This window comes from Acinetobacter sp. YZS-X1-1 (assembly GCF_000804305.1).
Taxonomy (GTDB): domain Bacteria; phylum Pseudomonadota; class Gammaproteobacteria; order Pseudomonadales; family Moraxellaceae; genus Acinetobacter; species Acinetobacter variabilis.
The window spans coordinates 53,888-76,117 of sequence record NZ_JWHB01000012.1 but is presented as its reverse complement, the minus strand read 5'-3'; the positions used below and the strand labels follow the sequence as shown (position 1 = coordinate 76,117).

General features: G+C 42.5%; 20 protein-coding genes. 14 read left to right on the top strand and 6 right to left on the bottom strand.

The features are described from left to right. Positions 1-56 precede the first annotated feature (56 nt). The gene (locus RJ01_RS08430; protein ID WP_034170745.1) at positions 57-1,058 is read right to left on the bottom strand and encodes a glycosyl transferase family protein; all 1,002 of its coding nucleotides are present in this window, start codon (positions 1,056-1,058) and stop codon (positions 57-59) included. Positions 1,059-1,472: 414 nt separating this feature from the next. Here RJ01_RS08430 and RJ01_RS08425 point away from each other — a divergent pair, with 414 nt between their 5' ends. Further along, a complete protein-coding gene (locus RJ01_RS08425) occupies positions 1,473-2,816 on the top strand; it encodes a dicarboxylate/amino acid:cation symporter (RefSeq protein ID WP_004784235.1) in 1,344 nt (447 codons plus the stop codon). Positions 2,817-2,983: 167 nt separating this feature from the next. After that, positions 2,984-4,126 (top strand): acyl-CoA dehydrogenase family protein, encoded by a 1,143-nt coding sequence (locus RJ01_RS08420; protein ID WP_005236468.1) that lies wholly within the window; start codon positions 2,984-2,986, stop codon positions 4,124-4,126. Between the two features lie 83 nt (positions 4,127-4,209). Here RJ01_RS08420 and RJ01_RS08415 read toward each other — a convergent pair whose 3' ends face one another. Continuing rightward, entirely contained in the window at positions 4,210-4,728 is a 519-nt protein-coding gene (locus RJ01_RS08415) for a DJ-1/PfpI family protein (RefSeq protein WP_034170725.1), read from the bottom strand. Positions 4,729-5,215: 487 nt separating this feature from the next. On the opposite strand from RJ01_RS08415, the gene pheA reads away from it, so the two are divergent. The 5 genes from pheA (at position 5,216) to RJ01_RS08390 (ending at position 10,732) form a co-directional block, all read left to right on the top strand. Continuing rightward, a complete protein-coding gene (gene pheA, locus RJ01_RS08410) occupies positions 5,216-6,325 on the top strand; it encodes a prephenate dehydratase (protein WP_034170724.1) in 1,110 nt (369 codons plus the stop codon). 66 nt (positions 6,326-6,391) lie between these two features. Next, entirely contained in the window at positions 6,392-7,483 is a 1,092-nt protein-coding gene (gene hisC / locus RJ01_RS08405; RefSeq protein ID WP_034170723.1) for a histidinol-phosphate transaminase, read from the top strand. Between the two features lie 3 nt (positions 7,484-7,486). Continuing rightward, positions 7,487-9,733 carry a bifunctional prephenate dehydrogenase/3-phosphoshikimate 1-carboxyvinyltransferase gene (locus RJ01_RS08400; RefSeq protein ID WP_034170722.1) on the top strand — a complete coding sequence of 749 codons (2,247 nt, stop codon included), beginning with the start codon at positions 7,487-7,489 and terminating at the stop codon, positions 9,731-9,733. A gap of 100 nt (positions 9,734-9,833) precedes the next feature. Then, positions 9,834-10,199, top strand: a complete 366-nt coding sequence (locus tag RJ01_RS08395; RefSeq protein WP_034170744.1) for a hypothetical protein — start codon at positions 9,834-9,836, stop codon at positions 10,197-10,199. Continuing rightward, the gene (locus RJ01_RS08390; protein WP_034170721.1) at positions 10,187-10,732 is read left to right on the top strand and encodes a GNAT family N-acetyltransferase; all 546 of its coding nucleotides are present in this window, start codon (positions 10,187-10,189) and stop codon (positions 10,730-10,732) included. Before RJ01_RS08395 ends, RJ01_RS08390 begins: the two co-directional genes overlap by 13 nt. A 31-nt stretch (positions 10,733-10,763) precedes the next feature. On the opposite strand, the gene RJ01_RS08385 is transcribed toward RJ01_RS08390, so the two are convergent. After that, positions 10,764-11,396, bottom strand: a complete 633-nt coding sequence (locus tag RJ01_RS08385) for an alpha/beta hydrolase (RefSeq protein WP_034170720.1) — start codon at positions 11,394-11,396, stop codon at positions 10,764-10,766. Positions 11,397-11,518: 122 nt separating this feature from the next. On the opposite strand from RJ01_RS08385, the gene yaaA reads away from it, so the two are divergent. From yaaA to rnhB, 7 genes are all read left to right on the top strand, one after another. Then, a complete protein-coding gene (gene yaaA, locus RJ01_RS08380; RefSeq protein ID WP_034170719.1) occupies positions 11,519-12,301 on the top strand; it encodes a peroxide stress protein YaaA in 783 nt (260 codons plus the stop codon). A gap of 504 nt (positions 12,302-12,805) precedes the next feature. Beyond that, positions 12,806-12,967 carry a hypothetical protein gene (locus RJ01_RS08375; RefSeq protein WP_227504412.1) on the top strand — a complete coding sequence of 54 codons (162 nt, stop codon included), beginning with the start codon at positions 12,806-12,808 and terminating at the stop codon, positions 12,965-12,967. Between the two features lie 440 nt (positions 12,968-13,407). Beyond that, entirely contained in the window at positions 13,408-14,730 is a 1,323-nt protein-coding gene (locus RJ01_RS08370; protein WP_034170718.1) for an NCS2 family permease, read from the top strand. 77 nt (positions 14,731-14,807) lie between these two features. Further along, positions 14,808-15,809: an adenosine deaminase gene (locus tag RJ01_RS08365; protein ID WP_034170717.1), complete on the top strand. Its 1,002-nt coding sequence runs from the start codon at positions 14,808-14,810 to the stop codon at positions 15,807-15,809. An 82-nt stretch (positions 15,810-15,891) separates the two neighbouring features. After that, on the top strand, positions 15,892-16,236 hold the full coding sequence (locus tag RJ01_RS08360) for a hypothetical protein (protein WP_004784208.1): 345 nt from the start codon (positions 15,892-15,894) through the stop codon (positions 16,234-16,236). A 183-nt stretch (positions 16,237-16,419) separates the two neighbouring features. Continuing rightward, positions 16,420-16,800, top strand: a complete 381-nt coding sequence (locus tag RJ01_RS08355; RefSeq protein ID WP_034170716.1) for a hypothetical protein — start codon at positions 16,420-16,422, stop codon at positions 16,798-16,800. 57 nt (positions 16,801-16,857) lie between these two features. Beyond that, a complete protein-coding gene (gene rnhB, locus RJ01_RS08350; protein WP_005236446.1) occupies positions 16,858-17,433 on the top strand; it encodes a ribonuclease HII in 576 nt (191 codons plus the stop codon). 94 nt (positions 17,434-17,527) lie between these two features. On the opposite strand, the gene csrA is transcribed toward rnhB, so the two are convergent. From csrA to alaS, 3 genes are all read right to left on the bottom strand, one after another. Continuing rightward, on the bottom strand, positions 17,528-17,785 hold the full coding sequence (csrA, locus tag RJ01_RS08345) for a carbon storage regulator CsrA (RefSeq protein WP_004784202.1): 258 nt from the start codon (positions 17,783-17,785) through the stop codon (positions 17,528-17,530). 247 nt (positions 17,786-18,032) lie between these two features. Beyond that, entirely contained in the window at positions 18,033-19,313 is a 1,281-nt protein-coding gene (locus RJ01_RS08340) for an aspartate kinase (protein WP_004784201.1), read from the bottom strand. A 64-nt stretch (positions 19,314-19,377) separates the two neighbouring features. Further along, on the bottom strand, positions 19,378-22,071 hold the full coding sequence (gene alaS, locus RJ01_RS08335; protein WP_171248460.1) for an alanine--tRNA ligase: 2,694 nt from the start codon (positions 22,069-22,071) through the stop codon (positions 19,378-19,380). Between the last annotated feature and the right edge of the window lie 159 nt (positions 22,072-22,230).

The window sequence follows — 22,230 nt, the reverse complement described above, 5'->3', positions numbered from 1 at the left end:
AAACCGAAAAAAAGACCACAAATGTGGTCTTTTTTAATGTCTGTTTTTTGGCTTGATCAAACTGAAAGGCGGCTATTCCAGAGCTCTCTGGCTTTTTGCATCGCTACTTCATAGCTGTCACATTCGCCCATGGTATACAGTGCAATGCCCATAGTTTCGACAACTGCGATCTCACCATATTCATGTGAGCGTTGACCTTCCCATACTTGTTTAAATACAGCCAGATCCAGCTCTTCTTCAATCGGACTACGGTTGTCAGTCAGTTTTGGTAATTCGTGCTCATAAAGTTCGCCATTTTTAATACCACAAATTAAGGTTTTGGCATCCGGGTTACGTTCAAATTCGCCACCTTCACCTTTAATGACCGCACTATTTTGATAACCTAACTTATAAGCGGACTGCTGATGTGAACTACGATAAGCAGGGTGGAAAATAGCCTGTAAAGTCGCTTTGGCATTAAATGGATTAATCAGACGTGCCAGCGTATGAATCGGGGAGCGTAGACCCATAATATTACGTAGCCCGATCAGCTCAGCCAGAATTGGAGAGATCACCTCCAGAGGCAGGTAAGCAAAATGTTTGTCTTTAAGCTGCTGTTCCACGTCAGCATCATTCTGGCAGATTGGATAGCCTAAGTAGTTAAGTACCTGTTCAGTATACACCCGATTTAAGGTATGGCCCGAAGCACCATGCATCACGATATTATAGCCATGCTTGGCGAGGGTAAGCGCAGCCAGAATGAACCAGGGATAATGTTTGCGTTTGCCAGCATAAGAAGACCAGTCCAGATCAACATCCAGTGCCTTAAAATTCAGCTGGTCACGGGTTGCCTGCACAAAGCCTGCGAGTTCATCAACAGATTCTTCCTTGACACGTAATAGCATCAGAAAAGCGCCCAGTTGTACGTCCAGTACTTCATTTTTCAGGATCATGCTAAAAGCCTGATAGGCTTCTTCATAGCTTAAAGAACGTGCACCATTTTTTCCCTTGCCAATAATACGAATAAACTGGGCAAAAGGATGTTCGGCATCTTTATAAATATTTCGCTTTGTGGTCATGGGCATAGATCAATCATGTTCATCAAGTATTGGCATATTTTACGCTGATATTGGTATTTCACCTTCTTATTTTGCAGAATTATTATAGTTTTATAAGACTATAGTCTAAGAGGTATTGTTTAGTATTTAGGCAAATTTAACATTTCGGGTTAAACAAAAGTCTAAAAAGCGGTTAAAATTTCACGCAATTCTTGTGTTTGCTTTATCTCCTGATCAATGCACTGACTTTTCTTAAAGATCAGTGTTCCTGTGATTGTTAAATGTACATACACATTCTAATTTCAGTATCAGATTAATTTTTTGATACATAGGCACTTTTTTGTTTCAGACAATGAAGTATTGGACGCTTGTTTTTTAAAAATAAGTGAAAACTGAATATTACTTCTGGTTAGAAGTATATCGTGAAGTAAGGTTATGGCTAAAAAACCAATTTATAAGTCGCTTTATTTTCAAGTGATTGTAGCCATTATTGCGGGTATCCTCGTCGGACATTTCTCGCCAAGTGGTACACAAATCATTAATGGTGCAGAACAATATGTTCCAGGTTTGGGCGAACAACTGAAGCCGCTGGGTGATGCATTTATCCGTTTAATTAAAATGATCATCGCACCTGTGATTTTCTGTACCGTGGTTAGTGGGATCGCAGGCATGGAGAGTATGAAATCAGTTGGTAAAACTGGTGGTGTCGCTCTACTTTACTTCGAAATCGTGTCAACGATAGCGCTGATCATTGGTCTTCTGGTAATCAATATTGCCAAGCCAGGCGTTGGGATGAATGTTGATCCGGCATCGCTGGACACGGCCGGGATTTCTAAATATGTAGAGTCGGGTGCTTCTCAGTCTACCGTTGATTTCTTTATGAATATCATTCCAAATACGGTGGTTGGAGCATTTGCTGAAGGCGAAATCCTGCAAGTCCTTTTATTTGCGATCCTGTTCGGTTTTGCATTACACAAACTGGGTGCACAAGGTAAGCCAGTCCTCAAACTGGTAGATCAGATTTCACATGTGTTCTTTAACATCGTGAACATGATCATGAAACTTGCGCCTATTGGTGCATTTGGTGCGATGGCTTTCACGATCGGTAAATATGGGATCGGTTCTCTGGCGCAATTGGCCCAGTTGATCATCTGCTTCTATATCACCTGTTTGCTGTTCATCTTTATTGTGCTGGGTTCAATTGCTCGTTTTACCGGCTTTAGCATTGTCAAGATGATTCGCCTGATTCGTGAAGAGCTGTTGATTGTACTGGGTACTTCATCGTCTGAATCTGTATTGCCACGTATGCTGAAAAAACTTGAGCTTGCAGGTGCTGAAAAGTCAGTGGTAGGTCTGGTCATTCCAACAGGTTATTCATTCAACCTGGATGGTACTTCGATTTACCTGACAATGGCGGCAATCTTCATTGCACAGGCGACCAATACGCAACTTGATTTGTCTCACCAGATTACCTTGCTTCTCGTATTGCTCATTTCTTCTAAAGGTGCAGCGGGTGTAACTGGTTCAGGCTTTATCGTGATGGCAGCAACCTTAGCGGCTGTAGGTAATATTCCGGTTGCAGGTCTGGCCTTGATTCTCGGTATTGACCGCTTCATGTCTGAAGCTCGTGCCTTGACCAATCTGGTCGGTAACTCTTTGGCAACTCTGGTTGTAGCAAAATGGGTCGGTCAGTTAGACATGGACAAGCTGAACTATGCATTAGCAAATCCGGCTGAAATTGATGAAAAAATGGCGCAGGAAGGCAACAACGCTCATTAAATTCGAGTTCGTCTTGTAGGTCATAAAAAAGGAAGCTTCGGCTTCCTTTTTTATTTTTATCTGACTGTGAAGTTAGCGAAAAAATAAGTCAGGCACATGACAGCCTTTCTAAAAATAGTTAGCCTGTGCACAGGAAATAAAACGATAAACACGATAAGGATAAAAGAATGCTGGCTTACGATGCTGACCTGGAACTTTTCCGCGACAATTTCAAACGCTTTATGAATGAACATGTAGCGCCTTACTATGAAGAGTGGGAGCGTGAAGGCATGATGCCGCGTTCGGTCTGGAATGCGATGGGTGAAAATGGCTTCTTATGTGTCGATGTTCCGGAAGAATATGGTGGCTACGGTGTTCCGACCCACTATTCCCTGATGTTAATCGAAGAGTCGGCAAGAGCAGGCTATAGCGCAATTTCAACTGGTCTGTCTTGCCATTCGGATATCGCAGCGCCGTATATCCTGCATATTGGTACTGAAGAACAGAAAAAATACTGGTTACCGAAAATGGTGTCTGGTGAAGTGGTCGGTGCGATTGGCATGACTGAGCCGGGTGCTGGTTCTGATCTGCAAGCCATGCGAACCAATGCCATCTTGCAGGATGACCATTATTTATTGAATGGTTCTAAAACTTTTATCTCTAATGGTCAGCATGCTGACTTAGTCGTATTAGCCGTGAAAACCGATCCGCAAGCACGCGCCAAAGGTGTGTCTTTGATGCTGGTGGATACGCATCTGGAAGGCTTTAAAAAAGGTAAGAATCTGGACAAGATTGGTCTGCATTCACAGGATACTTCAGAGCTGTTCTTCGATAATGTCAAAGTACCGAAAGATCAGTTGCTGGGTCAGCCAGGTCAGGGCTTTGTATACCTAATGCAGGAACTCCCACGTGAACGTACCGCTATTGCTGCTACTGCACTGGGCGCCATTCGTGGCTCGATTGATGTAACGACTCAATATGTCAAAGAGCGTCAGGCCTTTGGTCAGGCGATTGGTCAGTTCCAGAATACCCGTTTTGTACTGGCACAGGCCAAGATTGACGAGCTGGCAACAGCAGCTTTCTATAACCAGAATGTTGAGTTGTATATGCAAGGCAAGCTAGATGTTGAAACTGCAGCAGCGCTAAAGAGCTTCTCAACAGATATGCAGATGAAAGTTGCTGACAATCTGCTTCAGCTCTTTGGTGGTTATGGCTATATGACTGAATATCCGATTTCGCGTTTCTTTGTTGATGCCCGCATTCAAAGGATCTATGGCGGTACCAATGAAATCATGAAAGAAATTGTCGCTCGCGGTCTGCTTGGACGTTAAAACTTAACAGATAAAAAAAAGAGTCCGAAATGGACTCTTTTTTTATGGAAAGAATATTCTTGAAATCTAGATATTTTATTATTTTAAGATTTTAATACATCCAGACATTCATGAATAAAAATTGGCAAATCATTTGGTACTCGAGATGAAATCAGCTGATTATTGTCATTGACCAGTTCGACATCATAATAAGTCGCACCCGCATGTTGTACCCGAGGTGCATGCGCACGGATACTGGTAATGATCCGGTTCTTTAAAACATCAGCTTCACTGAGTAATAAAGATGCGTCACAAAGACTGAAGATGGTCTTTTTGGCCTCATTAAAAGCCTGAATGAAATGTAAGACTCGCGTATCGTTGGCGAGGGATACAGGCGATTCACCGCCCGGAATAAGTAGGCCATCAAAATCATCAATACTGATATGATCAATTCCCCGATCAATGGTTACACTCGACTGGCCATGGAGTCCATGTACGACTTTTCCGGCATGTAGTTTAATATTACAGACACTGTGCTCTGCAGCGAGTAAGGCCGCAACAGGCTCAGTATATTCAAGATCTTCAAAATTATTCGTTACAAGTACCGCTATTCTTTTTGGCATTATAGGCACCTCCAATATAGTTTTAAATTAGACTAGCGATTTAAGGTTTAAAAAACGTCTCTGCTTTGTAACTAAATAGTGATTTAGTGTAAAAAATCCAATTAAATCAAAGGAAAATGGTCGAAAAAACAGTTTTCTATGGGCATTTTATTGTGAACTGTCACTCAGATTTTAAGTAGTCAAACTAGAGGTATCGAGATGGCTTTATTTTTATTTTCTTATGCTTAAAATCGTTATGTAGATTAAGAAATAGTGATATTTCATCTTGATAAAAATCAGTTAAGATGAGCGGGCAAAGTTTACAATTTGATAATGTAAAACATGCGAAAATGCTGAAAGAAATGTTACCAGATATGACTAAAGCGATGAACGGTTAAAATCAACTCCCTGTTTTTAAGAATTAATCTACTAAAGTTATATTGTGTAACATTTGCAGCGTACTAATTGTTATACTGCACAGATAAGGTTTATGAAGGGCGACATCACGATGATCAACGACGATCAAAACACAACGGCTTCTTTAGATTTGGCTAAAATTCGTGAAGATATCGATTCAGTTGATCAACAAATCCAGCAATTAATTAATCGTCGTGCACGTTTGGCTGAGGCTGTAGCAAAAGCGAAATTCGCATCTGAAGAAAATCCGCTGTTTTACCGTCCGGAACGTGAAGCACAAGTTTTGCGCAATGTTATGGAGCGCAATGAAGGACCATTGTCAGATACGACGATGGCACGTCTGTTCCGCGAGATCATGTCGGCTTGTTTGGCGCTTGAAGCACCCCAAAGTATTGCATTCTTGGGACCTGTTGGTACCTACACACATTCAGCAGTATTGAAACATTTTGGTCATGATGCTGTGGTTCGTCCATTACCCACCATTGATGAAGTGTTCCGTGAAGTAGAAGCGGGCAGTGCACATTATGGTCTGGTACCGGTTGAAAACTCCTCTGAAGGGGTAGTGAACCACACTTTAGACTGTTTCAAGACTTCGCATCTGAATGTGATTGGCGAAGTAGAATTACCCATTCATCACCAGTTCCTGATCTCTGAAAATACCCGTAAAGACAGTATTAAGCAGATCTATGCACATCAGCAAACTCTGGCTCAGTGCCGTAAATGGCTGGATGCTCATTATCCAGGTGTAGAACGTGTGGCACTCAGTTCAAATGCTGAAGCTGCGCGCCGTATTCAGAATGAATGGCATTCTGCTGCGATTGCTTCTGAAATTGCTGCGAATATTTATAATCTTGAGATTATGCACAGCAATATTGAGGACAATCCAGAAAACACTACACGCTTCCTGGTAATTGGCCGTGAAAAAGTGCCACAAAGTGGTAATGATAAAACTTCATTACTGGTTTCTGCACATGACCGTGCCGGTGCATTGCTAGAGATTCTGGCTCCATTTGCCAAACACAACATTAGTCTAACCAGTATTGAAACTCGACCTGCACTTCCTGAAAAATGGGCTTATGTATTCTTTATCGATCTTGAAGGTCATATTGAGCAGGAAAATGTTAAAGCTGCGATCGAAGAAATTCGTCCGCTTGTGAAAGAAGTCCGCGTGCTTGGTTCATATCCTGCAGCTGTTTTATAAAAGCAGCCTTTCGTGTTTAGTGCGAGGGTGCTAACCACTGTTTCATCTGTAAATCGGAAGTATAAAATGTCGTTTGTCCCAGCCAATGAAGGCATGTCTAAATTAAAGCCATATCAACCAGGTAAACCGATCAGTGAACTTGAGCGTGAGTTGGGCATCACTGATATCGTAAAACTGGCTTCAAATGAAAACCCGCTGGGCTGTTCAGATAAAGTCAAAGAAGCAGTCGCTGCAGAACTGGCGGAAATTGGCCGTTATCCTGATGGCGGTGGCTTTATCCTGAAAGATCAGATCAAGACACAATTCGGTTTTGATCATGATCAGATTACTTTGGGTAATGGTTCAAACGACTTACTTGAAATACTTGCCCGTGCATTTGTTTCTGAAAAAGATTCAGTGATTTATAGCCAGCACGCATTTGCGGTATATGCATTGGTCACTCAAGCGATTAATGCAGAAGCAATTGAAGTCCCAGCAAAAGGTTTCGCACATGACCTTGAAGCGATGGCGGCTGCGGTGAAAGACAACACCAAGCTGATCTTTATTGCGAACCCGAACAACCCGACAGGCACTTGGTTCGAAGAAGCTGAATTTGAAGCCTTCATGCAGAAAGTGCCAGCGAATGTCATCGTGGTACTGGACGAAGCTTATGTGGAATATTTCCCGGAAAACTTCAACAGCCGGAAATTCCTGAAACAGTATCCAAATCTGATCGTGAGCCGTACGCTGTCTAAGTGCTATGGTCTGGCTGCACTGCGTGTTGGTTTTGCTTTGGCATCTGTTGAAGTAACTGATTACCTGAACCGTATCCGTCAGCCATTTAACGTCAACCATTTAGCGATGGTGGCTGCGGTTGCTGCACTGAAAGACGAAGCATTCATCGAGAAATCTCGTGAAGTAAATAAAGCAGGTATGGCACAGCTTGAAGCTGGCTTCAAAGCTTTGGGCCTGAACTATGTACCTTCACGCGCGAATTTCATCTTGGTCGATGTACAGGCTGATCCAGCAGAAACATTTAACAAGTTGTTGAAAGAAGGTGTGATCGTGCGTCCAGTGGGTATTCCAAACCACTTGCGTGTATCGATTGGTACTGAAGCTGAAAATGCCAAATTCCTTGCTGCATTAGGCAAAGTGCTTGGCTTAGAGGCGAAAGCTTAAGTTATGTCGCAGCCACTGTTTGAAAAAGTTGCCTTTATTGGGCTTGGACTGATTGGTTCAAGTCTGGCGCGTGTCATCAAGGCTGAGCATTTAGCCAATGACATCGTGGCATCGACCCGCTCACAAAAAACCTTGGAAGATGCCAAGGCACTTGGTCTGATTTCCAACGGATATGCAGATCCTGTAGAAGCCGTTAAAGGAGCAGATCTGGTGGTGCTGGCATTACCTGTTCGTGCTACCCAGAAAGTGCTAGAAACGATCAAGCCTTATTTGTTGGAAAATGCCATTCTGACCGATGTTGGCAGTACCAAAGGCAATGTGGTAGAAGCAGCCAAAGCTGTGTTTGGTGAAAATCTGCCAGCCGGTTTTGTGCCAGGGCATCCAATTGCGGGTGCTGAACATACCGGCGTGCATGCAGGTAAGGTCGATCTATTTGCCAATCACAAGGTGATTTTGACGCCGTTACCAAGTAGCGGACAATGGGCGGTCGATAAACTGATTCAACTGTGGCAGGTGGCCAAAGCGGAAGTGATTTGTATGGATGTGGAAAAGCACGATGAAGTGCTGGCCCATACCAGTCATCTTCCGCATCTGATGGCCTTCAATCTGGTCGAACAACTGGCCAAGCGCGAAGACAATCTGGATATTTTTCGTTATGCTGCCGGTGGCTTCCGTGACTTCTCGCGTATTGCCGCCAGTGATCCACAAATGTGGCATGACATCTTTTTTGCCAATAAAAAGGCGATTCTCAATGCCGTGGACGGCTTTGAAGCTCAACTCGCGATTATCCGCAAGCTGATTGAAGATGAAGATTCACAAGCTTTAATGGGCTTATTGGGGCATGCGCAAGCCGCGCGTCAGCACTTCAATCATATGCTCGCCAAGAAACCTCTCATGGAGAAAAATAAAGTGACACAACAATTTACCATTCAACCAGGTGCCAAGACGTTCCAGGGTAAATTTACCGTGCCAGGTGACAAATCTGTGTCACACCGTTCCATCATGTTTGGTGCCATCGCTGAAGGCACAACGCATGTGACGGGTTTCCTTGAGGGTGAAGATGCACTTGCAACTTTACAGGCATTCCGTGACATGGGTTTGAGCATCGAAGGCCCTAAAAATGGTGAAGTGACCATTCATGGTGTGGGTATGCAAGGTCTGAAACCACCGAAGTCTGCGCTTTACATGGGTAACTCTGGTACTTCGATGCGCCTGCTGGCTGGCATGCTGTCAGCTCAGAAATTTGATTCGGTGATGACGGGTGATGCTTCACTGTCTAAACGTCCAATGGAGCGTATTGCAAAACCATTACGTTTGATGGGCGGGCAGATTCAAACTACGGGTGAACGTGGTACACCACCAGTATCGATTACGGGTAATCAAAACCTGAAAGGTATTCAATACGACTTGCCAATGGCATCTGCTCAGGTGAAATCAGGTATTCTGCTGGCGGGTCTTTGGGCGGAAGGTGAAACTTCAGTGACTGAACCAGAACCAACCCGTGACCATACTGAACGTATGTTGCGTGCTTTTGGTTATGACGTAAAAACTGAAGGCAACCGTATTTCCCTGCAAGGTGGCGGCAAGCTGGTGGGTACTAACATTCAGGTGCCTTCTGATATTTCATCTGCAGCTTTCTTTATGGTCGGTGCAGCGATTACTGAAAATTCAGACGTGACTTTGGAAGCGGTAGGCATTAACCCGACCCGTACTGGTGTGATTGAAATCCTGAAACAGATGGGAGCCGATATCAGCGTTGAAAATGAACGCATCGCTGGCGGTGAACCGATTGCAGACATTCGTATTCGCGGTACACGTACCTTAAAAGGCATTCATATGCCGGAAGACCAAGTGCCACTAGCAATTGATGAATTCCCGGCATTGTTCATTGCTGCTGCATGTGCAGAAGGCCAAACGATTCTAACTGGTGCTGCTGAACTGCGTGTCAAAGAATCGGATCGTATTCAAGTGATGGCAGATGGTCTGAAAACCATGGGCATTGACTGTACGCCAACTGATGATGGCATCATTATCGAAGGTAAAGGTAAGACAGGCGACTGGTCACCAATCTTTACTGGCGGTAAAATTGAATCGCATCATGATCATCGTATTGCCATGAGCTTCTCGATTGCAGGTCTGCGTAACTCAGGTGAAATCAAGATTGTTGGGACTGAAACCGTCGCAACCAGTTTCCCAACCTTCACTGAACTGACTTCTCAAGCTGGTCTGGCGATTGAAGTGACAGAATAATTATAAAATTTACATGAAACAGCCAAGCTTTTGCTTGGCTGTTTTGTTTATATTGGCTTATGCTAAAACCATACAACAAAAAAGCCATTTGGATGTAGCAATGCGAAAATTAAAATTTATGGCCACCCCTCAAAGCCAGGAACAATTACAGGGCAGTCAGCAGACTCAGGAATATGTGGCACATCTGCTGACGGAAGAGCTCGGTAAATATGGCTTTAAAACCTTGGCGCAAAGTGGCGCACAAGTGGCCGTAAGTGTCGATGAACACGAGTTGCCATTATCAGTGAGCTGTGAGACACGAGACCAGGAAGGGCACCTAATTTGTGAAATCGCCTCTTACCCGGATGAAGAACAGGACTGGCTGGACCGGATTACAGAACAAAGTTTATTAAATCAGTTGGCACAAGCTGTTGAAGCATCGTTGAAAGAACAAGAAAGTTTTAGTGAGTTTGAGTGGAAGAACTAGTTCAACAAATGCAAAGTCTTTCGCCTATATTGCAAATTAAATGTCTTGTTTTAGATTATTTTAAGTCATCCGATGCTGCGGAAGCCTATGCCTCGATTACCCCGAGTTTGACCCGTTTTATGGCATGGGATGCACCGGAATCTGAACAGGTATTTGCAACAGTCTGGCAAAACTGGCTAAACAATATGGCTAATCATAAAGAATATATCTTTGTGATTCGCCATATTGAAAGACATGAATTTATCGGATTATGCGGTTTGCATCGACTGCATGATGAAATACCTGAAGTGGGTATCTGGATTCGTGAAAAGGCGCATGGTCATCATTATGGACATGAGGCAGTACGTTGTATTGTGGGCTATGCTTTTAATACATTAGGGATTAAAGTTTTGAGCTATCCGGTAGCCGAAGAAAACTGGGCTAGCCGAAAAATTGCAGAACGTCTGGGTGGGAAAATTTCTAGCCACTTAGATAAACCTAAATATCGGGCTGTAATTTATGAAATTCATGTTAAAGATTTTATTTCTGAATAAAAAACCTCATCATTCGATGAGGTTTTTTTGATTAGCTTAATGCGAGGAAACGGCTCATCGCAATCCGAAGCTGTTTTAAATAACCGGTAAAGAAATGATTTGCGCCAGGCAGGATCGTGACCAGATGACGTTGAGGCTTGGCCCATTCAATCATGTCGGATAAAAGCGTGACATCATCCGCTTCACCATGAATAAATAAAATATCACCTTTGATCTGTGGAGTAACATAGTGACGTAGGCCAGCTACGGTTGCAGTCGGTAGACCACACAAAATCACTTTTGAAGGTTGCAGTTCAACTGGCAGGGCGGCGTAACACTTGACCATGACATGTGCACCAAAACTGAAACCGCCTGCCAAGAAAGGCAGGCCAATATGTTGGCGACGCGCATATTTAATGACTTCAAGTATATCATCCGTTTCGCCAAAGCCTTCATCATGTAGACCGGCACTTTGACCAGAACCACGGAAACTTGGACGATAGACAACACAACCACGCTCTAAAAACATTTGTGCCAGTAACACTGGAACCTTATGTTGTGGTGTGCCACCTTGTAATGGATGGGGATGACAAACAATCGCGAATCCTTTCACTTCACCCTGAGGATAATCCACAAAAACCTCAAGTTGGCCAGCAGGGCCTGGGAGGAAGATTGGTTCGGACATAGCAAACCGATAAATTGCAGGAGAATTTTCTATTTTAACGATTATGATAAATAAAAACATGAATTGGAATTAAAATAAGTCTACTGATATAGTTTGATTAATCATTTTTTAACCAGGTTGCTATGCTTGCTTTAATTTCTCCAGCCAAGACTCTAGATTACGAAACACCTTTACCTACCGATCAATTTACTCAGGCAAGATTGCTGGAACATTCCCAGGAATTGATAGAAGTTGCCCGCAAGTTATCAGCAACTGAAATTTCCAGCTTAATGAGCGTCAGTGAAAAAATTGCCAATTTGAATGCGGAACGCTTCAGAGACTGGCAGCCGGATTTTGATTTTTCCAATGCTCGTCAGGCAATCTTTGCCTTTAAAGGGGATGTTTATACCGGTCTGGATGCTTACCAATTAAAGCAGGATCAGATTCATTACGCACAGAACCATCTGCGTATGTTATCCGGCCTCTATGGCTTATTGCGTCCGCTGGATCTGATGATGCCTTACCGTTTGGAGATGGGAACCAAATTGACTAACCCACGTGGTGCTCATCTCTACGAGTTCTGGGGACATACCATCACTGACCTGATCAATCATGATCTGGCAGAAGCAGAGTCTGAAATTCTGGTCAATATTGCCTCCGATGAATATTACAAAGCAGTGAAAGAAAGCAAAATTCAGGCTGAAATCATCAAGCCGGTATTTTTAGATCAGAAAAATGGCAAATATAAAGTCATCAGCTTCTATGCCAAGAAAGCTCGTGGTTTAATGGCGCGCTTTATCATTGAAAACCAGATTAAACGAACTGAAGACTTAAAAGCCTTTAATACCGATGGGTATTATTTTGATGCTGAAAGTTCACTAAAAGGTGAGTTGGTATTTAAACGTGATGAGCAGCTGGCTGCTTAAGGTAAAAGATTCACCCAAGACTGAATGAAGAAATTTTCTTAAAAGTCTTGGGTAAATTTAAGTTTAACAATATTAGGTTGAATTGAATAAAAATTAAAAAATAGGGAAGGAACTTTCAAAATATCATTTATTTAGAAGAATTTTTAACAGGAAATGGATGAATTTTTTAGAAGAAAAGCTAAATAAAATAATGAAAGCTATAGTGAACTTTAAAAGATATTTTTCACTCGATAAATTTATATAGTAAAGATAAATTTCTAAAAAAATAAAAAATAGAATCAATCAATTAATTTCTTTTAATATTAAAAAAATGACTAAAAAATAAAAAAATATGGCTTAAGAAATTATGATTAATTGAATAAGAAGTATAAAAAAATGAAGAATATAAAAACTCTAAATAATTGAAAAAACTGCATTTTATCGGGTTATTTGTAAACTATGTCATAATTTTATTGTTATTTTGTTAGCATAATTTCAATACTGTTACATAATTCAACTACAAAAATGAAAATTTATACAATTCCTATTTTTGTGCTGATGGTGGGTTTACTCGGTTATTGTGTTCACCAACAGGCCGAAACAAGAAAACATGAAGAGCTTCATCAGATTCTGAAAGAAGTACAACATTCAACTAAATTGCTGAATGCAAATCGGCCCCGACCTTAATAGATTTGCATAAGCTTTTTGATTAGGGGGTCAGGTAAAAAGATAAAAATAAAATCATAATAAATAAAAGAAAATTTAATAATAATAAAACTGACTTATATTAATTTTTAATAAAATATAAATTCTAAGAAGCAATCAGAAATCAATGTGTTATAATTTGCAAAAGATAAAGTTAGATCAAATTTACTTTAATTAAGTATTTGATTCTAATGATGAAAAAAGCTGCATAGGGGTTATGCAGCTTTTTTGTTTAGATTGTTTTTTGAGTTTTTCTAGCGCAGTTTTCTTACTGTTCGCTATTGAAACATTTTGACCCGCTAAATGGCGAAGCTGGCATATTCGTTGCTAACAGATCCTTAAAATTCATGAAGTTTTCTATAAAATTTCCTGGATTCGGCGGCATGCTTAAAGCATAAAGTTTACTCAATAGGGGCTAGGTCATGACGACTCCTAATCCATCTTCAGAAAATATGCTGGAACGTCTGTTCAAACTGAGTGAAAACAAAACCAGTTTCCGTACAGAAGTTCTGGCAGGTGTAACCACGTTCCTGACAATGTGTTACATCATTATTGTTAATCCGATGATTTTATCCGAAACCGGGATGGATCATGGGGCTGTCTTTGTAGCCACCTGTCTTGCAGCCGCAATTGGCTGTCTGGTAATGGGGCTAATTGCCAATTATCCAATTGCACTTGCGCCGGGTATGGGGCTAAATGCCTTCTTTACCTATTCAGTCTGTCTGGGAATGGGTGTGCCTTGGCAAACTGCATTAGGTGCAGTATTTGTATCAGGTTTGGTTTTCATTGCCATTAGTATGTTCAAAATACGTGAGGCGATTGTCAATGCCATTCCAATGTCTCTCAAACTGGCGATTGGCGGTGGTATTGGCCTGTTCCTGGCTCTGGTAGCACTGAAAAATGCTGGCATCATTGTTGATAATCAAGCGACTTTGGTGGGTCTGGGTGATTTGAAACAGCCAACTGTTATGCTTGCGCTACTTGGCTTCCTGTTAGTGGTGGTAATGCATCACTTCAAAGTACGTGGTGCGATCATTATCAGTATTTTGGTAATCACTGCGATTTCTACTGCTTTAGGTTATAACCAGTTCCAGGGTGTAGTGGGTCAAATTCCTTCACTGGCACCAACCTTCTTGCAAATGGACTTTCAAGGTCTGTTTACAGCTAGCCTGATCGGTGTGATCTTCGTATTCTTCTTGGTCGATCTGTTTGACTCTACTGGTACGCTAGTAGGTGTTTCACATCGTGCAGGTTTGTTAAAAGATGGTAAATTGCCGCGTCTGAAAAAAGCATTATTTGCCGATTCTTCTGCGATTGTTGCAGGTGCTGCTTTGGGTACTTCTTCAACTACACCTTATATTGAGTCATCAGCGGGTGTTGCAGCAGGTGGTCGTACCGGTCTGACTGCAGTTGTGGTGGGCTTGCTGTTCATTGCCTGCCTGTTCCTGGCTCCATTGGCTCAATCTGTACCAGGCTTTGCAACTGCACCAGCATTGCTATTTGTCGGTGTATTGATGATTCAGGGTATTGTCCATATTGAATGGGATGATATTACTGAAGCGGTTCCGGCGTTCCTGACCATTGTATTCATGCCATTTACGTATTCAATTGCAGACGGTATCGCAATGGGTTTTATCAGCTATGCGCTGATTAAACTGCTGACAGGTAAAGCGAATACTGTTCCATACATGGTATGGATCATCGCAGTACTATGGGCATTGAAGTTCTGGATGTTTGGCGGCTAATTTTTGTCGAATATCAAAAGGGTGTAAACTCAGTTTGCACCCTTTTTTATTTTTCTCAGGTTTAATCAGGAGTAGTGATGAACCGTCTTGAATTGATTCAGGCCTTGCCAAAGGCTGAGCTGCATGTGCATATCGAAGGTACCTTTGAACCTGAGTTAATGTTTGCGATTGCACAGCGTAATGAAATTAGCATTCCTTATAAATCGGTTGAGGAAGTGAAGCGGGCTTATAATTTCCATAATCTGCAATCTTTCTTGGATATCTACTACGCGGGTGCCAATGTTCTGATTCATGAACAGGACTTTTATGATCTGGCTTGGGCATATTTTGAAAAATGTGCGGATGATAATGTCGTGCATACTGAAATGTTCTTTGATCCGCAGACGCATACCGATCGTGGCATTGCCTTTGAAACTGTGATTAATGGCTTGCAGAAAGCCTGTGATGATGCGAAAGCTAAATTAGGCATTACTTCACATCTGATCATGTGTTTCCTGCGTCATCTTAGTGAAGAAGTAGCATTTAAAACATTAGAACAAGCGCTGCCTTATAAAGATCGGATCATTGGAGTGGGGCTGGATTCAAGTGAAGTCGGCCATCCACCGTCTAAGTTTGAACGTGTTTTCGCTAAAGCACGTGAAGCCGGTTTTCTGGTAGTCGCACATGCGGGTGAAGAAGGTCCGGCAGAATATGTCTGGGAAGCTTTGGATTTATTAAAAGTTAACCGTATTGACCATGGCGTACGTTCTGAGGAAGATCCAGAATTGATGCAGCGTTTGATTGCAGAGAAGATGCCGCTCACAGTATGTCCACTTTCAAACCTAAAGCTGTGTGTTGTGGATGATATGCAGCAACATAATATCCGTCGTCTGTTGCAGCAGGGTGCGCATGTGACAGTGAATTCAGATGATCCTTCGTATTTTGGTGGTTATATGAATGACAATTTCATTGCCATTGCTGAAGCTTTAGATCTAAGCAACGAAGAACTCAAACAGCTCGCAATTAATTCTTTTGAAGCTTCATTTATTTCTGATACTGAAAAACAGAAATGGATCAGCCTGATTCAGGCACTTGTTTAAAGCAATATTCTAGTCAATCGTTGCGCCCAAAGAGGGTAGAGTTCGCTCTGCCTTTTTATTTAATTTGATATATGAACCGAAGATGAAATTAAAATTCCTGTGGCCTGTTCTGGCCGTTAGCTTAATCAATCCTGCTTGTGCAGATACCTCAATGACTCAGAAAGCCCTGAAACCTGTGATTGAATATCAGTGTGGCCAAGAGCTGAAAGATTCCAAAGTCTGGAAAATGGGGACTTATTTCATGGCTGAAGCCAATAAACAGCATTTACAGCAAAAAGTGTGTGGCTGTGTGGGTGAGCATGCTTTGGAAGGTGTGCCGGCCAAAACCCTGTTAAAAGCAACCATTGATGAAGAAACTAAAAAAGAGCTAACCCGCAAAGCAATTGCCAATAGCTTAAAAGGCTGTATGGGCGAGTTTATCAATTAAAGATTTTTCGGTGCTGGCTTATCCAAACTTTACCTTTAGATTAGTAGTGAGTCTTCTTTCCTGGGATGGCTATGAGTCTGGCTGCGCGCAGATTAGACATCATGACTCATTTTTAGATTTCTTATTTCGATAAACTTCGGCACAATAGCGCATATTTTAAAAGCTGAAAAAAGGATAAAATCCGTGAAAAAATTATTGGCTGTTGTTGCTCCATTAACACTTGTTCTTTCTGCATGTGTAGCACCACAAGGTGCCAGCACCACAACTCAAGCAAGTACAGGTCAGCAACTCGGTTCTGCAGCCATTAAAATTGCCATCAATGCAAAATGTGTCACTGAACTAAACAATATTCCGGCTTGGCAAACTGCAACACGCTTAATGACAGAAACGCAAAAACAGAATATCCAGTCTGAAATCTGTGGTTGCGTGAGTGAAAAAGCACCACAAAACGTGACTGCAGTGGATTTGGCAACTGCAGCAATTGATGCGACAGCACGTGCGACTATTGTAGGTAATGTTGTTGCAAATACTATTAACGCTTGCGTGGCTGAAGCGGTAAACTAATTCAAAATCAAATTTGAATAGGCTGACTGGTTCAGCCTATTTTTTATGGGAAATAAAATGAATATTGCTGGTGTAGATGAAGCAGGGCGTGGGCCATTAGTAGGATCGGTGGTCGCTGCGGCTGTGATATTGGATCCGAATAACCCGATTGAGGGCTTAAATGATTCCAAGAAGCTAAGCGAGAAGAAGCGCGAAAAACTTTTTATTGAGATTCAGGAAAAAGCCCTAGCTTGGGCCATTGCTGAAGCTTCTGCAGCAGAAATCGACGAGCATAATATTTTGCAGGCCTCTTTACTGGCAATGCGCCGCGCTGTGGAAGCATTAAGTATTCAGCCGGAACATGTACTGGTCGATGGCAACAAGATTCCTCAGGGCCTTGCGATGAGTTGTGATGCGGTCGTAGGTGGGGATGCCTTGCATCCTGAGATTTCAGCAGCCAGTATTCTGGCTAAAGTGACCCGTGATCGCCAGATGGTGGAGATGGATCAAAAATATCCGCAATTTGGCTTTGCCAAGCATAAGGGCTATCCGACCAAAGCACATTTTGAAGCGATTGCCTTACACGGGGTGATTGATGAACACCGTCGTAGTTTTGGACCAGTGAAAAAAGTGCTGGCAGCGTTGCTTGATTAGCAGCAGGCGGGCTAAAGTCTAATTATTTTGCTATGCAGTTGAAAATTAGCCAAATTAAAAGCGGCTTAAAAGCCGCTTTTATATTCATACAAAATTAACGGTTAAAGTTATTTTGTGTCTGGTTATCATCTTCATAAGAAGAAGGTTGATAATCCTGGTCAATATGCTGAAGATGTTCATGCATTGCACGTTCATGCTGGATACGCTGGTAAATCTCTTCACGGTGTACAGAGACTTCTTTCGGAGCATTTACCCCAATACGAACCTGGTTGCCTTTTACGCCAAGTACAGTCACGCTGACTTGGTCTCCGATCATTAAAGTTTCCCCGACGCGTCGAGTCAAAATCAGCATGTTTCTCTCCTTGCAAAATGCAAAACCTGCAATCTATTGAATGTAATAAAAAAACACAACCTAAAATTATATAATTAAAGTTTGAATAGAAAGTCCTGTCCATGAAATGAAGAGGTTAACTATCCAGACTGTTGAAAATCCTTAGGCTTAATATAACAGAGCCACTATAAAAAAAACTATAGTGGCCCTGCATTTTTGTAGAGATTTAATGAAATACTGTCAGACAATGACGGTATTTGTAGTTCTCTTAAGCGCGTGCGCTAGATTCACCATGTTCACGGTCTAAACCGAACGCAGTGTGAAGTGAGCGAACTGCAAGCTCAAGATAATTCTCTTCGATAATCACAGAAATCTTGATTTCAGAAGTAGAGATCATCAGGATGTTGATGCCTTCATCAGCAAGAGCAGTGAACATTTTGCTTGCTACACCTGCGTGAGAGCGCATACCTACACCGACGATAGACACTTTAACGATGTCATCACGAGTTGCAACTTCACGTGCGCCAATCGCTTGAGCAGTTTCTTCAAGGATTTTTTTGGCTTTAGCGAGTTCACCGCGGTTTACAGTAAACGTGAAATCAGTCGTACCATCTTCTTCAACGTTCTGGATAATCATATCCACTTCGATATTGGCATCACCAATTGGTTTAAGAATTTTAGATGCAATACCTGGCTCATCTGGAACACCCAGAATAGTCAGTTTAGCTTCGTCGCGGTTGAACGCGATACCAGAGATAATTGGCTGTTCCATGTTGTCTTCCAGTTCAGTAGTAATAAGAGTTCCGACGTTGTTTTTGAAGTCTTCGTCAAATGCGCCATCAGTGTCATTATCGAAGCTTGAGAGTACGCGTAAAGGCACTTGGTACTTACCTGCAAATTCTACAGAGCGAATTTGAAGAACTTTAGAACCTAAAGATGCCATTTCCAGCATTTCTTCGAAAGAGATACGGTCTACTTTTTTCGCTTTAGGAGCAACACGAGGGTCAGTCGTATATACGCCATCAACATCTGTGTAAATCTGACATTCATCCGCTTTTAGCGCTGCAGCAAGGGCAACACCTGAAGTATCAGAACCACCACGACCTAAAGTTGTGGTATTGCCATCAGCATCAAAGCCCTGGAAACCTGCAACCACAATCACGCGGCCTGCATCTAGGTTTTCAGTCAATACATCAGTATCAATAGATTCGATACGTGCTTTGGTGAATGCGCTGTCAGTTTTAATACCAACCTGGCGACCAGTTAAAGATTTAGCTTCAACGCCAATTGAATTCAGCGCCATAGCTAACATGGAAATCGTTACCTGTTCACCCGTAGAAACCATTTGGTCAAGTTCACGTGGGTCAGGGGTTTCGGTAATGGCTTTCGCGAGAGCAAGCAAGCGGTTGGTTTCACCACTCATAGCAGATACGACTACAACCACCTTGTGGCCATGGTCATGCCAGCGCTTCACACGACGAGCAACATTGAGAATGCGCTCGGGAGTACCCATTGAGGTACCGCCATATTTTTGAACGATTAATGCCATAGTTGTTCCATATAAACCATGACCCTGATTTTCCGATCAGGGTCAGTTACACAAAATGAAGTTTTTATTTTGCTTCAAGCCAAGCTGCTAAATCAGCCATCACTGGAGCAAACTTCTCGTTAAGTGGCGCGCCACCTTGTGCCAAGTCAGGTTTACCACCACCTTTACCACCTAGCTCAGTTGCCAAGTGTTTGATGATGTCACCCGCTTTAATAGAAGCAGTAAAGTCTTTCGCCACAGATGCAATCAAGCTAACCTTGTCACCCTCTACACCTGCAAGAACAATGACTGCATTTTCTAATTTTGATTTCACACCGTCGTGCAGGTTACGTAATGCTTTTGCATCCATATTCTGAACAGTAGTGATTAATGTTTTACGGCCTGCAAGCTCTTGAACCTGACTTAAAAGTTCACCGGCTTGTAAGCTTGCCAATTTTTGATTCAGCTGTTCGATCTGTTTTTGCAATTGATGTGCAGTGTCCACCACAGCTTCAACTTTTTCGACTGTTTTATGGTTCTGTGCTTTTAACAAACCATTGATGTATTGAACATCACGATCGACTTTCTGTACGACTTCAACCGCTTTAGTACCAGTTACGGCTTCAATACGACGTACACCTGCTGCTACACCACCTTCAGAAGTGATTTTGAACAGACCAATGTCACCTGTACGTTTCACATGAATACCGCCACACAGCTCGATCGAGAAGTTTTTCTCGTCAATCACTGAACCCATAGACAATACGCGAACTTCTTCACCGTATTTCTCACCGAACAGCATCATCGCACCTTTGGCTTTCGCAGATTCGATGTCGAGCAGTTCAGTCGTAACAGGCGTATTGGCAATCACTTCAGCATTGACAAGACGTTCAATTTCTTGCAACTGTTCAAAAGTTACAGGCTGATCGTTAACAAAGTCGAAACGCAGAACGTCAGACGCAACCAATGAACCTTTTTGTTGTACGTGTGAACCCAGGATTTGACGTAGGGCAGCGTGGAGCAAGTGAGTTGCAGAGTGGTTACGAGCAGTTGCAGCACGAATCTCGGCTTTAACCGTTGCTTCAACGTTTTGAGTAACTTTAAGGTTACCCATAGTCACGATACCTTGGTGAACGAATGCACCACCAGATTTTTTGGTATCTTGAACTTCAAAGATACCTGTATCGTTTTTGAAGAGCCCTGTATCACCGATCTGACCACCGCTTTCTGCATAGAAAGGAGTTTGGTTCAGAACAATCAGTGCTTCGTCGCCTTCAACCACTTCGTCAACCTGTTCGCCATCTTTGTAGATCGCGATGATTCGACCTTCGCCTGCTGTTGCGTCATAACCTTCAAACTGAGTTTCGCCTTCAACTTTAACAACGCTGTTATAGTCGATTGCGAATTTACCTGCATCACGTGCACGTTGACGTTGAGCCGCCATTTCTTTTTCAAAGCCAGCTTCGTCAATGGTTAAATCACGTTCACGTGCGATATCTGCTGTAAGGTCAGTTGGGAAGCCATAAGTGTCATAAAGTTTGAATACGATTTCACCTGGAATCACAGAACCTTTCAGGTTTGCCAGTTCGCCTTCAAGCAATTTTAGGCCTTGCTCAAGTGTTTTGGCGAATTGTTCTTCTTCTTTCAGCAAAGCAGCTTCGATACGTGCCTTGTTTGCTTCAAGTTCAGGATAAGCAGCACCCATTACATCAATCAAAGGTTGCAGCATTTTGTGGAAGAATGAACCAGTCGCACCCAGTTTGTTACCGTGACGAACTGCACGACGGATAATACGGCGCAGTACATAACCACGACCTTCATTTGAAGGGTTCACGCCATCTGCAATCAGGAAGCAGCATGAACGTGCATGGTCAGCAACCACTTTAAGTGAAGCAGGGTATTCAACCGGTTTGTTTTCAGCTTGTGCTTTCGCTTCAATGTCTGAAGTATCTAGACCGATGATTTCAGCAGCAGCTTTTAATAGGTTTTGGAACAGGTCGATTTCATAGTTAGAATTGACGTGTTGCAGAACCGCAGAAATACGCTCAAGGCCCATACCGGTATCAACAGAAGGTGCAGGAAGAGGGTGCAGGACGCCATCCGCAGTGCGGTTGAACTGCATGAATACGTTGTTCCAGATTTCAATGAAACGGTCGCCATCTTCTTCAGGCGTACCTGGCAGGCCACCCCAGATATGATCACCGTGGTCATAGAAGATTTCAGAACATGGACCACAAGGACCAGTGTCACCCATTGCCCAGAAGTTATCAGAAGCGTATTTTTCGCCTTTATTATCACCAATGCGGATAATGCGGCTGGCATCTAGACCAACTTCTTTATTCCAGATGTCAAAAGCTTCGTCATCAGTGTGATACACAGTTACGTACAATTTGTCTTTAGGCAGAGCCAGCCATTTGTCGCCGGTCAGGAATTCCCAGGCAAATTTAATTGCATCACGTTTGAAGTAATCACCAAACGAGAAGTTACCCAGCATTTCAAAAAATGTGTGGTGACGCGCTGTGTAGCCAACGTTATCTAAGTCGTTGTGTTTACCACCTGCGCGTACGCATTTTTGTGAAGATGTCGCACGTACATAATCGCGCTTTTCCAGACCTAAGAAGCAGTCTTTAAACTGGTTCATACCAGCATTGGTAAACAATAATGTTGGGTCGTTGGCAGGAACCAGAGAACTCGACGCGACACGTGTATGCCCTTGCGATTCAAAGTAGCTTAAAAAAGCTTCGCGAATTTCAGCTGATGTCATAAAACGAGTACTCACAACCAAGTCACTCCATAATTTCCGATTTGGCTAAAAACATCACAGTCTGACAAGAAGGTTGGTTCTCTGCTGCAATGCGGGGCTTAAATATTTAAAAACGCCAAATTATAACGGAAAATGCCTGTTCAACCAATGATTTTCATATTTATAGATCATAAA

Coding starts and splice junctions, on each gene's coding strand:
- RJ01_RS08365 (WP_034170717.1), top strand. CDS start 14,808: ATGAACCGTCTTGAATTGATTCAGGCCTTGCCAAAGGCTGAGCTGCAT.
- pheA (WP_034170724.1), top strand. CDS start 5,216: ATGATCAACGACGATCAAAACACAACGGCTTCTTTAGATTTGGCTAAA.
- RJ01_RS08420 (WP_005236468.1), top strand. CDS start 2,984: ATGCTGGCTTACGATGCTGACCTGGAACTTTTCCGCGACAATTTCAAA.
- rnhB (WP_005236446.1), top strand. CDS start 16,858: ATGAATATTGCTGGTGTAGATGAAGCAGGGCGTGGGCCATTAGTAGGA.
- RJ01_RS08360 (WP_004784208.1), top strand. CDS start 15,892: ATGAAATTAAAATTCCTGTGGCCTGTTCTGGCCGTTAGCTTAATCAAT.
- RJ01_RS08430 (WP_034170745.1), bottom strand. CDS start 1,058: ATGACCACAAAGCGAAATATTTATAAAGATGCCGAACATCCTTTTGCC.
- RJ01_RS08415 (WP_034170725.1), bottom strand. CDS start 4,728: ATGCCAAAAAGAATAGCGGTACTTGTAACGAATAATTTTGAAGATCTT.
- RJ01_RS08375 (WP_227504412.1), top strand. CDS start 12,806: ATGAAAATTTATACAATTCCTATTTTTGTGCTGATGGTGGGTTTACTC.
- RJ01_RS08395 (WP_034170744.1), top strand. CDS start 9,834: ATGCGAAAATTAAAATTTATGGCCACCCCTCAAAGCCAGGAACAATTA.
- RJ01_RS08340 (WP_004784201.1), bottom strand. CDS start 19,313: ATGGCATTAATCGTTCAAAAATATGGCGGTACCTCAATGGGTACTCCC.
- RJ01_RS08425 (WP_004784235.1), top strand. CDS start 1,473: ATGGCTAAAAAACCAATTTATAAGTCGCTTTATTTTCAAGTGATTGTA.
- yaaA (WP_034170719.1), top strand. CDS start 11,519: ATGCTTGCTTTAATTTCTCCAGCCAAGACTCTAGATTACGAAACACCT.
- RJ01_RS08385 (WP_034170720.1), bottom strand. CDS start 11,396: ATGTCCGAACCAATCTTCCTCCCAGGCCCTGCTGGCCAACTTGAGGTT.
- csrA (WP_004784202.1), bottom strand. CDS start 17,785: ATGCTGATTTTGACTCGACGCGTCGGGGAAACTTTAATGATCGGAGAC.
- RJ01_RS08370 (WP_034170718.1), top strand. CDS start 13,408: ATGACGACTCCTAATCCATCTTCAGAAAATATGCTGGAACGTCTGTTC.
- hisC (WP_034170723.1), top strand. CDS start 6,392: ATGTCGTTTGTCCCAGCCAATGAAGGCATGTCTAAATTAAAGCCATAT.
- RJ01_RS08400 (WP_034170722.1), top strand. CDS start 7,487: ATGTCGCAGCCACTGTTTGAAAAAGTTGCCTTTATTGGGCTTGGACTG.